Annotated in this window: 12 protein-coding genes; 7 read left to right on the top strand and 5 right to left on the bottom strand. The window is 63.7% G+C overall.

Annotated elements, in window-relative coordinates:
• Window positions 1-164 precede the first annotated feature (164 nt).
• Window positions 165-503 (bottom strand): hypothetical protein, encoded by a 339-nt coding sequence (locus OW493_RS10965; RefSeq protein ID WP_289864165.1) that lies wholly within the window; start codon window positions 501-503, stop codon window positions 165-167.
• A 451-nt stretch (window positions 504-954) separates the two neighbouring features.
• Here OW493_RS10965 and purU point away from each other — a divergent pair, with 451 nt between their 5' ends.
• The 7 genes from purU to OW493_RS10930 all read left to right on the top strand — a co-directional run bounded on the left by purU (window position 955) and on the right by OW493_RS10930 (window position 9,268).
• Window positions 955-1,833, top strand: a complete 879-nt coding sequence (purU, locus tag OW493_RS10960) for a formyltetrahydrofolate deformylase (protein WP_077377058.1) — start codon at window positions 955-957, stop codon at window positions 1,831-1,833.
• Window positions 1,834-1,940: 107 nt separating this feature from the next.
• Entirely contained in the window at window positions 1,941-2,888 is a 948-nt protein-coding gene (folD, locus tag OW493_RS10955) for a bifunctional methylenetetrahydrofolate dehydrogenase/methenyltetrahydrofolate cyclohydrolase FolD (RefSeq protein WP_191236890.1), read from the top strand.
• 38 nt (window positions 2,889-2,926) lie between these two features.
• Window positions 2,927-4,168: an FAD-dependent oxidoreductase gene (locus tag OW493_RS10950; RefSeq protein WP_192838123.1), complete on the top strand. Its 1,242-nt coding sequence runs from the start codon at window positions 2,927-2,929 to the stop codon at window positions 4,166-4,168.
• A 96-nt stretch (window positions 4,169-4,264) separates the two neighbouring features.
• The gene (locus OW493_RS10945) at window positions 4,265-4,576 is read left to right on the top strand and encodes a sarcosine oxidase subunit delta (RefSeq protein WP_054555966.1); all 312 of its coding nucleotides are present in this window, start codon (window positions 4,265-4,267) and stop codon (window positions 4,574-4,576) included.
• On the top strand, window positions 4,573-7,581 hold the full coding sequence (locus OW493_RS10940) for a 2Fe-2S iron-sulfur cluster-binding protein (protein ID WP_289864157.1): 3,009 nt from the start codon (window positions 4,573-4,575) through the stop codon (window positions 7,579-7,581). Before OW493_RS10945 ends, OW493_RS10940 begins: the two co-directional genes overlap by 4 nt.
• Before the next feature lies 1 nt (window position 7,582).
• A complete protein-coding gene (locus tag OW493_RS10935; protein ID WP_289864154.1) occupies window positions 7,583-8,284 on the top strand; it encodes a hypothetical protein in 702 nt (233 codons plus the stop codon).
• Window positions 8,285-8,425: 141 nt separating this feature from the next.
• Window positions 8,426-9,268: an IclR family transcriptional regulator gene (locus tag OW493_RS10930; protein ID WP_084208839.1), complete on the top strand. Its 843-nt coding sequence runs from the start codon at window positions 8,426-8,428 to the stop codon at window positions 9,266-9,268.
• A gap of 206 nt (window positions 9,269-9,474) precedes the next feature.
• Here the strand turns inward: OW493_RS10930 and amt are convergent, their stop codons facing one another.
• The 4 genes from amt to OW493_RS10910 all read right to left on the bottom strand — a co-directional run bounded on the left by amt (window position 9,475) and on the right by OW493_RS10910 (window position 13,677).
• On the bottom strand, window positions 9,475-10,821 hold the full coding sequence (gene amt, locus OW493_RS10925) for an ammonium transporter (RefSeq protein ID WP_169477139.1): 1,347 nt from the start codon (window positions 10,819-10,821) through the stop codon (window positions 9,475-9,477).
• 145 nt (window positions 10,822-10,966) lie between these two features.
• Window positions 10,967-12,022 (bottom strand): DUF3445 domain-containing protein, encoded by a 1,056-nt coding sequence (locus tag OW493_RS10920; protein ID WP_191236886.1) that lies wholly within the window; start codon window positions 12,020-12,022, stop codon window positions 10,967-10,969.
• A 39-nt stretch (window positions 12,023-12,061) separates the two neighbouring features.
• Window positions 12,062-13,006 carry a PDR/VanB family oxidoreductase gene (locus OW493_RS10915; protein ID WP_289864150.1) on the bottom strand — a complete coding sequence of 315 codons (945 nt, stop codon included), beginning with the start codon at window positions 13,004-13,006 and terminating at the stop codon, window positions 12,062-12,064.
• Entirely contained in the window at window positions 12,991-13,677 is a 687-nt protein-coding gene (locus tag OW493_RS10910) for a dimethylamine monooxygenase subunit DmmA family protein (RefSeq protein WP_289864148.1), read from the bottom strand. The genes OW493_RS10915 and OW493_RS10910 overlap by 16 nt, the downstream gene beginning before the upstream one ends.
• Between the last annotated feature and the right edge of the window lie 137 nt (window positions 13,678-13,814).

The raw sequence follows: 13,814 nt of genomic DNA, 5'->3' as shown, positions 1-13,814 counted from the left end.
GATGACGCACACCAGAGGCACATCGCCTGCCGCGCCAGTCAGGCGCGGATCTCAAGGAGCGTGCCCGGCATGCAAAGACCCCCTGCAACCGGAGGCTTCAGGGGGTCTTGTCAACAGCGGGCAACTGCCCGACTCAAGCCGTGGCGAGCAAAAGCGTCATGCCATCAGTGGCGCTCGTTCTTGAGCACGTCAGCATAGTTCTTCTTCTGATAGCGGGAATTGGTATCGCTCGCCTTGTTGCTCGCCTTGAACCCGGCATCGCTCGCCTTGTCGCTCACCTTGGACTTGGCATCGTGGGCCTTGCTGGCAACGTGAGAGGACTTGTCAGCCACCTGCCCGGAAGCGGCCGCCTTGTGGGATTGAGCAGAGGTCCTGACGCTGTCCTTGTGCTGGGTGTACTGGGACTTGGCAGCGTGGCCATCATCGACCGGGTTGCCGGCCATCGCTACGCTGGAACCGGCCATGCTGGCCACCATCAGTGCCGCGATCGTCAATGTGCGCATCGTGTCTACCTCATTGTCTTGCAGGAATACCGGCTCAAGAGGTCACACCTCAAGGCATACAATGAGTGCACACTAACGTGTTGATATTGCAGCCAGCAATTGCCCAACCGGGATATGACGATTCCTTTCACGTTGCTCGCAGGCTGTAGCCAACTCGAGACGAGCGTGTCTCATCAGGCACCTGCCCCACCCTCTCCCGCCTCATGGCTTTAGCCTGCTCCTCGATCCCCAAAGCGGTAAAAATTCATCAGTGAATCATTGTCTTCATTTCATGGACGCTAACACCGGTCGACGTGTCGATCAGGCTTGACCCAGCGCCAGAAAAACATTGTTATTTACTTGAGAAGAAAATTAAGTCACTGACAGGAAAAAACCGAATCCAAACCACGTCAGCGAATGAGATTCTTCATATCACAACAACAATGCCTTTCTGCCGACATCGGAGCCCAGAATGCCTCACGCGACCTGCACCTCAGACGATCACTTCATCCTCACCATCAGCTGCCCGGCGACGTCCGGCATCGTGGCGGCCATCACCACCTTCCTGACCACTCACGAGTGCTACATCAGTGAGCTGGCGCAGTACGATGATGAGGACAAGGGGCAGTTCTTCCTGCGCGCACGCTTCCGTTTCAACACGGGCATCGAAGGCGATATCGAGCGTATGCGTCAGGCCTTTGAAGATGTGGCGGCGCCCTTCGAGATGCAGTGGCAGATCCACGGTGGCAAGGACAAGATGCCGGTGCTGATCATGGTCTCCAAGTTCGACCATTGCCTGGATGATCTGCTCTACCACTATCGCAAGGGTGAGCTGGACATGCAGATCACCGCGGTTGTCTCCAACCACCTGGACCTGCGCCCGATGGTCGAGCGCGAAGGCATCCGCTTCGTCTACCTGCCGATCACCAAGGACACCAAGGCGCGCCAGGAAGCGGCCTTGATGGACATCGTCGAGGAAACCGGCACTCAGCTGGTGGTACTGGCGCGCTACATGCAGATTCTCTCCGATGAGCTGTGCCAGAAGCTGGCCGGGCGCGCCATCAACATCCACCACTCCTTCCTGCCCGGCTTCAAGGGCGCCAAGCCCTACCACCAGGCACACGCCCGCGGGGTCAAGCTGATCGGCGCCACCGCCCACTACGTCACGGCAGACCTCGACGAAGGGCCGATCATCGATCAGGCCGTACAGCGAGTCGAGCACAACTTCGCCCCGGATGACCTGGTCGCCGCCGGCCGCAATACCGAGACCCAGGCGCTGACCAATGCCGTGCGCTATCACATCGAACACCGCGTCTTCCTCGCCAATGATCGCACCGTGATTTTCAAGTAAGGCGTCAAATAAGTCTTCAAACAAGGCGTCAAACAAGTCTTAAAGCAAGTCTTCAAGACAGACCACGTGTGAATCATCGGCCGTCACCCAAGGGAGGAAGCGCAGTCATGAATAGCCAAGCGACACCCACCGCGATCGCGGACGAGACACTCGCACAGCCCACCGCCGCCGTGATCGATGGCAAGGCCGCCTCGACGCGACTGCTGGAGGAAGTCACGGCAGAGGTCGCAAGCCTCGCGCAGCAAGGCGTGATACCGGGGCTTGCCGTCGTGCTGGTCGGCGAAGACCCGGCAAGTCAGGTCTACGTGCGCAACAAGCTCAAGCGTACCGTCGAGTGTGGCATGCAGTCCTTCGAGCACATCCTGCCCAGCGAGACCCGCGAGGCCGAGCTGCTGGCGCTGGTCGCCAGACTCAATGCCGACGCTGATGTGCACGGCATCCTCGTCCAGCTGCCGCTGCCGTCGCATATCCAGGAAGACGCGGTGCTGGAGGCCATCGACCCTGCCAAGGACGTCGACGGCTTCCATCGCATGAACGTCGGCGCACTGGTGCAGGGGGCCGATGCCCTGGCGCCCTGCACCCCCACCGGCTGCATGCGCCTGCTGCGTGACACCTTTGCCGAGCGCGGTGGTGATCTTTCTGGCCTGCATGCGGTGATCATCGGGCGCTCCAACATCGTCGGCAAGCCGATGGCCAGCCTGCTGCTGGCCGCCAACTGCAGCGTTACCCAGCTGCACTCACGCAGCCAGAATCCCGCCGAACTCTGCCGCCAGGCCGATATCGTGGTGGCCGCGGTCGGGCGCCCGAACATGATCGGCGCTGACTGGATCAAGCCCGGCGCCGTGGTCATCGATGTGGGCATCAATCGCATCGCGCAGTCCGCCGAGGAAAGCCCTACCGGCAAGGCGCGCACCCGCCTGGTCGGGGACGTGGACTTCGCTGCGGTCAGCAAGATCGCCGGCGCCATCACGCCTGTCCCGGGGGGCGTCGGCCCGATGACCATCGCCTGCCTGCTCGCCAACACCCTGACTGCCGCGCGTCGCCAGTCGGCCTGAACCACTAGAGGTACGCCTGCGCGTACCGGGAGTGAATGATGCCCTTTTCCCTGCTCAAGTACGGCCTGTCCTCCGAGTATCCGGCCGAAGTCGACCTCCCACCGCCCACGGAGCTGAAGTCCCGCTACGACGTGGTCATCATCGGCGGCGGCGGGCACGGCCTGGCCACCGCCTACTATCTGGCCAAGTATCACGGCATCACCAATATCGCCGTGCTGGAAAAGGCCTACCTGGGCAGTGGCAACACCGCGCGCAACACCGCGGTGATTCGCTCCAACTATCTGACGCCGGAAGGCGTGCGCTTCTACAGCGAATCGGTGCGCATGTTCCAGGGACTGTCCAACGAGTTCGACTACAACATCATGTACTCGGAACGCGGCCAGCTGACCCTCGCGCACACCGATTCCACCGTGCGCGCCTTCCGCCAGCGCGCCGAGGTCAACACCCACTTCGGCGGGCGCACCGAGATGCTGGATCGCCAGCAGATCCGCGAGCTGGTACCGACCCTGAATCTTGACCCCGGCCACCTGCCGGTCATGGCGGGCCTGTGGCACATCGATGGCGCCACCGCGCGGCATGATGCGGTCGCCTGGGGTTACGCCAAGGAGGCCGCCAAGCGCGGCGTCGAGATCCACCAGCTCACCGAGGTGCAGGACCTCGTGGTCGAAGGCGGCAAGATTCGCGCCGTGAAGACCAATCGCGGCACCGTGCAGTGCGGCTGCGTGGTGCAGGCGGTGGCCGGGCACAGCTCGGTACTCGCCAGAAAGGCCGGCTTCACCATGCCCATCATCAGCTACCCGCTGCAGGCGATGGTCACCCAGCCATTCAAGCCGTTCCTCGACCCGCTCGTCAGCTCCTCGGCCCTGCACTGCTACGTGCAGCAGACCAGCCGTGGCGAGGTGGTGTTCGGCGGTGGCTCCGACCCCTACCCGCTCTACAACACCCGCTCGACGCTGGACCTCAAGGAAAGCCTGATCGCCGCGGCGCTGGAGATGTTCCCCTTCCTGTCCCAGGCCCGCCTGATGCGCCAATGGGCGGGCACGACCGACATGACCCCGGACTACAGCCCGATCATGGGCGAGAGCCCCGTCGAGAATTACTACCTGGATGCCGGCTGGGGCACCTGGGGCTTCAAGGCGACGCCGATCTGCGGCAAGACCATGGCCGAGCTGGTCGCCTCCGGCGGCAAGACCCCGGACCTGATCGCCCCCTTCGCGCTGGAACGCTTCGCGCGCTTCCGCCAGGTCAACGAGATGGGCGCGACTGCCGCCAGCCACTGATGCCTCGCGACGGCTCACCCCATCAGGGCTCGACGACTGCCCGGGAATGCGCACCCCACGCTGGATGTACAAGAACAACGGTCAAGGATTTCCGCGATGAAGATCATGCCCTGCCCACTCAATGGGCCCCGAAATATCAGCGAATTCGTGTATGGCGGCGAGCTTGCCGACATGCCAGACCCCGATACCTGCAGTGATCGCGAGTGGGCCGACTACGTCTTCTTCAGCGACAACACCGCCGGTGTCGTCACAGAATGGTGGATGCACGCCGCCTCCAGCTACTGGTTTCTCGCCGAGCGTCACACCGTGACCGACGAGATCCTGCGCACCTTCGATCCCTCCGAGCGCTTCACCCAGCGCGTGGAGTTTCCACTGCACACCACGGATAGCTCGGGAGAACGCGCATGAACGCCAGAGTCCCCATGACCCGAGGCGCACGTCTGCCAGCCCCGATGGGCCGACTGATCGACCGTGACACGCCGGTGACCTTCAGCTTCGATGGTGTGAGCTACCAGGGCTTTGCCGGCGACACCATCGCCAGCGCCCTGGCCGCCAATGGCCGCTGGCTACTGTCGCGCTCCTTCAAGTATCACCGCCCGCGCGGCGCTCTGACCTTCGCCGGCCAGGATGCCAACACCCTGGTGCAATTGCCGGATGAGCCCAACGTGCTGGGCGATGAGCGCCAGATCAGCCCGGGGCTCGAGGTCACTGCTCAGAACGTGAATGGCAGCCTGGACAATGACCGCGACATGCGGCTGGGCAAGTTCTCGAAATTCATGCCGGTGGGCTTCTATTACCGCGCCTTCTACAAGCCCAAGGGCGTCTGGAAGTACTGGGAGCCGCTGATTCGCCGCAAGGCCGGGCTCGGGACCCTGAATCTGGACGTGCGCGACCACTATCACGACAAGGCCTATCTGTTCCACGACGTGGTGGTGGTAGGCGCCGGCCCGGCCGGCATGACGGCCGCGCTTGGGGCTGCCGAGGGTGGCGCCAACGTGCTGCTGGTCGAACAGGGCCGTCTGCTCGGCGGCGCCTTGACCTATGCGCGCTTCGACGCCGAAGGCCATGAGGCCAACCAGACACTGCAGACGCTGAGCGAGGCCGTCACGGCGCATCCGCGCATCGACGTGATGACCGAGGCGACCTGCAATGCCTGGTTCACCGACAACTACCTGCCGGTGATCCGCGGCAAGCGCCTCTACAAGGTGCGCGCCAAGGAATGCATTCTCGCCAGCGGCGCCTTCGATCAGCCGGTGGTATTTCGCAACAACGACCTGCCGGGCATCATGCTCGCCAGTGCCGCCCAGCGCCTGATGCAGCACTATGGCGTGTTGCCGGGCAAGCAAGGGGTGGTGATCACCGGCAGCGATGATGGCTATCTGGCGGCACTGGACCTGATGGAGCACGGCGTCAACATCGTCGCCCTGCTCGACATGCGCGCCCAGCCCGATGAGGCAAGCCTTGCCGATGCGGTGCGCCACTGCGGCATCGCCTTGAAGCTCGAGCACGCCATCTTCGAGGCGCTGGCGGAGAAGTCGCTGCATCACGTCACGGGCGTCGAGGTACGCAAGATCATCGCGCGCGGCGAACTGGCCACCGAGGGAGAGGTGATCCCCTGTGATCTGGTCTGCATGACGGCGGGCTACATGCCGGTCTACCAGCTGGCCTGTCAGGCGGGCGCCAAGCTCTCCTATCTGGATGACGATGCGCGTTTCAGCCTCAGCGGCCTGCCGAAACATTTACACATGGCAGGCTCCGCCAATGGCCTCTATCACCTCAAGGACGTGATCGCCGATGGTCAGCGTGCCGCGAGCGCCGCCCTGAACGGGCTTGCCGCGGCAGGCAAGATCGTGGATGCCACGCTTGAGGCGAATGAGCCTGCGGCCGTCACGCCGTCACGCCCCTTCCGTCAGCATGGCTGGCCGCTGTTCGCGCACCCCAAGGGCAAGGAGTTCGTCGATCTGGATGAAGACCTGCAGATCCGCGACATCCTCAATGCCACCCGCCATGGCTATCGCGACATCCAGCTGGTCAAGCGCTTCTCGACGCTGGGCATGGGCCCGTCCCAGGGCCGTCATTCGGCACTGCCGGCCGCGCGTCTGGTCGCCGAAGCCACCCAGCGCACCGTCAGCGAGACCGGCGTGACCACCGCGCGCCCGCCCTTCGTGGCCGAACCGCTGCCGCTGCTGGCCGGTCGCAGCTTCGACCCCTACCGCCAGACGCCGATGCATCAGCGCCATCTGGCTCTCGGTGCCAGCATGATGCCGGCCGGCCACTGGGCGCGCCCGGCCTTCTATGGCCGCCCCGAGCAGCGCAATGACGCCATGCAGACCGAGGCGCTGGCCGTGCGCAACGGCGTGGGCCTGATAGATGTCTCGACCCTCGGTGGCATCGAGCTGCGCGGGCCGGATGCCGCCGAGCTGCTCAACCGCCTCTACACCTTCGCCTTCCTCAAGCAGCCGGTGGGTCGCACGCGCTACGCCACCATGGCCAACGAGCAAGGCGTGATCATCGACGATGGCGTCTCGTGCCGCCTCGGTGAGGAACACTTCTATGTCACCGCCACCACCAGCGGCGTGGACCGGGTCTACCAGCAGATGCTGAAGTGGAATGCCCAGTGGCGACTCGATGTCGATATCACCAACGTCACCGCCGCTTACTGCGCCGTCAATCTGGCCGGGCCCAAGGCCCGCGAGGTGCTGAGCAAGGTGTGCCGCGACATCGACCTGAGCCCCCAGGCCTTCCCCTATCTGGAGCTGCGCACCGGCCATCTCGAGACCGAGCTGCTGGGCACGCAGGGCAGGATTCCCGCCCGCCTGCTGCGGGTCGGCTTCGTCGGTGAACTGGGCTACGAGATCCACGTGCCGAGCCGTTTCGGCGAAGCGCTGTGGGACCTGCTGATGCTGGCAGGCGAGCAGGCCGACATCCGCCCCTTCGGCGTCGAGGCCCAGCGTCTGCTGCGTCTCGAGAAAGGTCACATCATCATCGGGCAGGATACCGATGGCATGAGCCATCCCGGCGAGATCGGCCTTGAGTGGGCAGTCAGCCACAAGAAGCCCTTCTGTGTCGGCCGTCGTGCGATTGAGATTCTTGCCGCCCAGCCCCAGACCCGCAAGCTGGTCGGCTTCATGCTGCCCAAGGACAGCCCGCAACCGCTGGAAGGTCAGCTGGTGCTCAGCGGCGGGGAACAGAGCGCCGACGCCGCCAAGCCCGGTGGCGACATCACCGGCAACGTGACCTCGTGTGAATACAGCGCGACGCTGGGTGCCATCATCGGCCTGGCCTACGCTGGAATCGACAGCAGTACGCCCGGCAGCAAGATCACCATCCGCACCCAGGGCGACGTACTGGTCCAGGCCGAGGTCGTGGCACTGCCCTTCTTTGATCCCAAGTCTGCCCGCCAGGAGCTGTGAAATGACGACATCAATGACGGACCATCTGGATGGCGCCACGGCGTTGGCGCGCTGTGCACTGCCGGCAAGCCTCACCGGCGCGTCGACAACCGACGCATCAAGTGATTCGGTGACGGTAACCGTTCTCAGCCACTGTGCGCTCGCCGACATGAGCGCCCTGGGACGCGCAGGCGTTCGCGGCCGCGAGGCCGCCGACTGGCTGGCCTCGCTGGGCTTCACGGTGCCGGATACGCCCAATACGGCAAGGCTCCAGACGGATGGCAGCTGGCTGGTCAGGCTGTCAGTGGGCGAGTTTCTGCAACTGACGCCGGCCATCACCCCCGATGCGGGCGTGGCCGAGCTGCCGCTCATCGCGCAGGCGGATGACGCACTGGCCCGGGGCAGGCGCGTGCATTCCCTCCCACGGCGGGATTCCCACGCCTGGTTCAGCCTGAGTGGCAGCAGCGTACCGACGCTGATGGCCAAGCTGTGCGGGGTGGACTTGCGCAGTGAGGCCTTCCCGCCCGGGAGCGTCGCGCAGACGTCAGTGGCACGCACCAACGCGATCATCGTCAACGTGGGAAGCCATCAGTGCCCTTGCTTCCACCTGCTGTTCGACATCGCCTCCAGCCACTATCTGTGGGGCGTCATGCTCGATGCCATGCGCGAATACTCGGGGCAGACCGTGACAGCCGCTGCCCTGCTGGCCCATCATCACGGCTAGCGATTGCGACGCAACCTTGGCATCCGCTCGCGCATGCCTCTCACGTTGTCACCCGCTCCCCGTCGTCGTCTGAGTTCCAGGCAGCGACGGGGAGACTGCGTTTCACCTACGGCTCGCCATACGCAGCAAAAGGAACCAGGTATGCCCGATTCCCACGCCTCGCTCCCTTCCGGGCAGGATGTCGTGACCGATGACCCATCGCTCTCGACCGCGCCTGCTCGCGAGAATGATTACACCGTGCCGGCACTGTTTCGCGGGCTGAGAATCCTCGAGATGTTCAGCAGCAGGCGCAAGGTGCTGACCACCAATGACTTCGCCGAGGAACTGGGCACCACCAATTCGGCCATCTATCGTATCGTCATCACCCTCACCGACATGGGCTATCTCAAGAAGATCGCTCGCAACACCTATGAACTGGGGCCACAGGTCATCTCGCTGGGCTTCAGCTATCTGGCCAGTCGTGACCTGGTCGAGGTAGTGGCACCCCACCTGGACACCCTGCGCGACCAAACTACCATGTCATGTCACCTGAGCGTGCGTGAGGGCACGGATGCCATCTATCTCTACCGCGCCTTCGCCGCACAGCGCATGTCGGTCAACATCCCCATCGGCTCCCGTCTGCCGTGTCATGTCAGCGCCATGGGGCGCATCCTGCTCACGGTGCTGGGCGAGGATGAACTGCAGCAGCTCTATCGTCAGATCCGTCTGGATGACTACCCACCGCCGGCGCCCCAGAACCTGCCGGCCTTGAAGGATGCCATCGAGGAGGCTCGCCGCCAGGGGTGGGTGGAGAGCCGCTCCGACTACGCCACCGCCATCGCCACGGGACTGTATGACCACACCGGCCATCTGGTGGGCGCCATCAATATCTCGGGCCCCGATGCGATGATGGCCGACGAGCGCCGACGTCTGCTGTTGCGCGGCGCGCTGATGGACTGCGCCCGCCATATCAATCATGAGCTGGGGGGACTGCACCGCCGCTGACAGGCAGTTTCCGTCTGGTCGCTGCTTGTTCATCCCGGGACGTCCACCATCCCGCTTGTTTCCCCCTCCTTTCCCTGTCCCTTGCCCACCCTTTCCCCTTACGCTCACCCTGGAACACGAGAAGGCCCGCCAATTGGCGGGCCTTCTCGTATCACACGCTGACAGGACTCACCTCACTCGGGGAATCCAGTACTTGGGGGGCAGACTCAACGCGCCGCCCCCTTGAGCACCGCAGCTGGGACTGCAGCGCTCGCCTTGCCGGCATGCCCGGACGCAGTGCCTTCTCCCTGTGACGGGGAGGACATGTTGACGAATTCCGGGTAGGCCCCCATGCCACATTCGTGCATGTCCATGCCTTCCAGTTCCTCTTCCTCGCTGACACGCAGGCCACCACAGACCTTCTTGATCACCAGCAGCGCCACCAAGCTTGCGCCGAACATCCAGGCGAAGATGATCAGCGTGCCCAGTATCTGGGTACCGAAGGCCGCATCCGGATTGGAGAACAGCACTGCCATGATGCCCCACAGGCCGGCGGAGCCGTGTACGGAGATGGCACCGACCGGGTCATCGATCTTGAGACGGTCCAGTCCCACCACCGACAGCACCACGATGATGCCGCCTACCGCACCGACCAGCACCGCAAGGCCGGCAGACGGCAGCAACGGCTCGGCGGTGATCGAGACCAGACCGGCCAGGGCACCGTTCATCACCATGGTCATGTCAGTCTTGCCGAACATGGCGCGTGACAGCAGCGCCGCGGCCACCATCCCTGCCGAGGCCGCGGCATTGGTGTTGACGAAGATACGCGCCACGCTGTTGGCATCATCGAGACTGGCGATCTTGAGCATCGAGCCGCCATTGAAACCGAACCAGCCCATCCACAGGATGAACATGCCCAACATGGCGATCGGCAGGTTGGCGCCCGGAATGGCACGCACCTTGCCGTCCACGCCGTAGCGCCCCTTGCGCGGACCGACCAGCAGCACTGCCGCCAATGCCGCCGCCGCGCCCGCCATGTGCACGACCACCGAGCCTGCGAAGTCCTGATACCCCATCGCATCCAGGAAACCGCCGCCCCACTTCCAGTAGCCTTCCACCGGATAGATGACCGCGACCATCACCACCGCGAAGATCAGAAACGGCCACAGACGCATGCGTTCCGCCACGGCCCCCGAGACGATGGACATGGTCGCGGCGGCAAACACCGCCTGGAAGATGAAGTCCGCCATGCTGGAGTAATAGGCCGCCCCTTCGCCAGCACTGATGTCGCTGAGGGTATTGTCAGCGCCGAGCATGAACGACAGCCCCGGAATTACGCTGCTGATGGCATTGTCACCGGGATACATCACGTTGTAGCCCACCACCAGGAACACTAGACAGGCGATGCCATAGAGCAGCGCATTCTTGGTCAGGATCTCGACGGTATTCTTGGAGCGCACCAGCCCGGATTCCAGCATCGCGAAGCCGCAGGCCATGAACATGACCAGCGCGGTACACATCAGGAAGTAGAACGTATCCAGCGCGTAGCTGAGTTGGAGCACATCGATATTCACCAGCGTTTCCCCTTTGTTGTTATTCGCAAGCGCTTTCGTCAGCGGCTTGCGATCCATGCCCTATCACGCCCTCGGTGCCGAGGGCTGTTTGCCGAGAGCTCTTTATCAAGAGCTCTTAGCCAGAGCGGCTTGCCCGCAACGTGGCCTAGACCGCTGCCTGCGCCGTCGCTTCGGCCTTGGCCGCAACGCTTGCCTCGCGGGCTTCCAGCCACTCGAGCACGCTGGGCAGATAGCGCGTCAGCCCCTTGTAGTCGATCAGCTCCGCCGGCAGGGTCTTGAGCACCTTCAACAAGCGCGACTGCCAGACCGGGTTGGTACACAGGTCCTCGAGGCTGATCAGATAGGTGCGGATACCGAAGAACAGCGCATGACTGCGCGGCATGCGCACCAGCGTCTGCAGCTCGACGCGCAGATGCACATCACGACCGGCGTTTTCGGCGGTGATGGTGGTGCGATCACTGCCCCACTCGGCATAGGTCTCCGGGGAGCTGTCCATGCGCGGATGGATGGTCATGGTCCAGTTGAGGCGTCGCACCGGCCCCCCGACCTGAATGGCGCACAGATATTTGAGCGCGCGATCGAACACGCCCATCTCATGCGCCAGCGGCACCGGGCCATGCCACTGCTTGAAGCTCATGCCAGCATCGAAGGCCAGTGACCAGTCCGCCGGACAGGTGATCATGCCGGCGTCCATGAAGAGGTCACCGTCGCGCTGGTCCAGCAACGCGATATCGCCCTGCATCTGACGGCCGATATAGTCCAGTGGCGGCAGTGGCAGGCTGGTGTCATCGCCCATGCGGAAGCTCTGTTCCAGCCCCAGCAGATGGTTGCGCCACACGCAGTCATCGCCGTCGCGCTCGAGACTGAAAGCCTGCGGATAGTCCCGGGCGTAGTGCGTCATCACGAATTCGAGGAAGTCCCAGGCTGCCGGCTGCATGTGTGGCATCACCAGGCAGCGTCTGGGGTCTTTGGCCAGCACCCGCTCACGCTCGGCGATCTCGCTCAGATAATGCTCATCGATATCCAGCATGTGCTCGGTGATGGAACCCGGCTTGCCCGGCAAGACATGTGGCTCGATATTGACCGAGTAACGGTACTCATCTTCCGGGAACGGGAAGGGAAAACGCTGGATGGCGTAGTCGGAATTCTTGAAGGTGAACTGACCATGGAACGCCTGGTCATCTCGCGGGGAAAATTGCATGTTCCTGCTCCTTGGGGGTCCATCTCGCGAAAGACGGTTTCAGAGATCCAACACCAGCCGCTGGCTGCGTGCCCGGGAAACGCAGGGCATCACGCAGCGCTGACTGGCCCGCTCCTGTTCATCGAGGAAGGCGTCACGGTGTTCCGCCTCCCCCTCCAGCATCTCGACCCGACACTGTCCGCAGACCCCGCCGCGACACAGGCTCTTCACCTCGACACCGCTGCGCTCCAGTGCTTCCAGCATCGATTCCTGAGCACCGACCGCCACTTCCACGCCGCTGCCGCGCGCCACGGCCGTGAAGGGAGTCCCCGGTTCCGGGGCGGCAAAGACCTCGTGGTGGATGCGCGCGAGACTCCAGTGCAGCTCGCGTGCTGCTTCCTTCACGGCATCAATCATGGCCTGCGGGCCGCAGAGATAAACGTGCGTGCCGGCGGGCTGACGCGCCAGCAAGGCCTTCAGATTCGGGCGTTCGAGACGATGCTGGGTGATGTTGCCACTCGCCAGATAGGGCGCGGCCTCCGGGAAGCGGGCGACGTCTAGGTCCTGGCTGCGCAGGTGCAGCTCCCAGCTGGCGCCACGACTCTCCAGCTCCGGCAGGTAGGAGAGAAACGGCGTGATGCCGATGCCGCCTGCCAACATAAGGTGGTGGCGTGCCTGCCAGTGCGGCAGAAAGAGGTTGGCCGGCGGGCTGAGCTCCAGCTCGTCGCCGACCTGCACGCGGGAATGAATGGCTTCGGAGCCCCCACGCGAGACCGGCTGACGACGCACCGCGATGCAGTAATGCGAGGGATCATCCGGCGAGCTGATCAATGAATAGGCGTTGCGACACACCCGCCCTTCTCCCGGAATGCCGAGCACCACATGGCTGCCCGGCGAGAACGGCGTGAAGGGTGAAGTCTCATCGGCAGGCACCAGAGTGAGACGGCGCACGCTGCTGCTGAGCTGATCGACCGCGGCGACCCGCGCCTTCATGAAGCGAGACATGGTGCCACCTCCTCCTGTGGGGGAATCTCTCCCGGCGCTTCCGCATCGATTCGCACGCCCATGTAGGCGCCGAGACGCTTGGAAAAATGATCACGCACTTCCAGCATCAAACCACAGCCATCGCAGGCTGACGGCGAGTGGATGACGTGCTCACTGACCTGCTGGCAGTGCACGCAGAACACATGCCGCCCCAGGGCAGCCACCGGCAGCATCACCATGTCATCCAGCAGCAGCCCCTGCTGCTGAGCCAGATTGGCGACCTGCCACACGAAATGCTCACTGCCGATGATGACCAGACACCCCGCCGCGCCTACCTCGCCGATGGCACCCGCCAGCGCATCGCAGGCCAGGGGGCGATCATCGACGTCGTACCAGCGATGCAGGCGGGCGCTGTCGGCGGGCCCCGTGGGCAACGCCTCTGTTGCCGGAGCGGATTGCACGGCGCCTCCCACCTCGCGACTGCCGAGCTGCCCCAGCAGCGTACTGATCAGCTGACAATGCATCTGCAGTTGCTGACGGGCGTTGCCCGCCGCCTCTCCAGTGCCTGGCAGGCTCTCGGGAGACTGGCACGCCACCAGATAGCGTTGGGCATCGGGCAGCGCCTCGATGCGTGGATAGTGTTGCCGACTTCGAATCCCGGCAGTGACAGAGGATGATTGCGGGCTTTTCATGACACGACCCTGCTCTGAGAAATTGTCTTTGTTGTAATGCCGCCGTCTTGACGATGACGTGCACCCGACTACCACTCCATTTCATGAGCATATTTCGTGCCATTGATGGCAAAATCATTGCTCCACACACCCAGCAT

The sequence above is a fragment of the Cobetia sp. 14N.309.X.WAT.E.A4 genome, from assembly GCF_030397495.1.
Taxonomy (GTDB): Bacteria; Pseudomonadota; Gammaproteobacteria; order Pseudomonadales; family Halomonadaceae; genus Cobetia; species Cobetia marina.
This window is presented reverse-complemented; position numbering and strand designations above follow the sequence as displayed.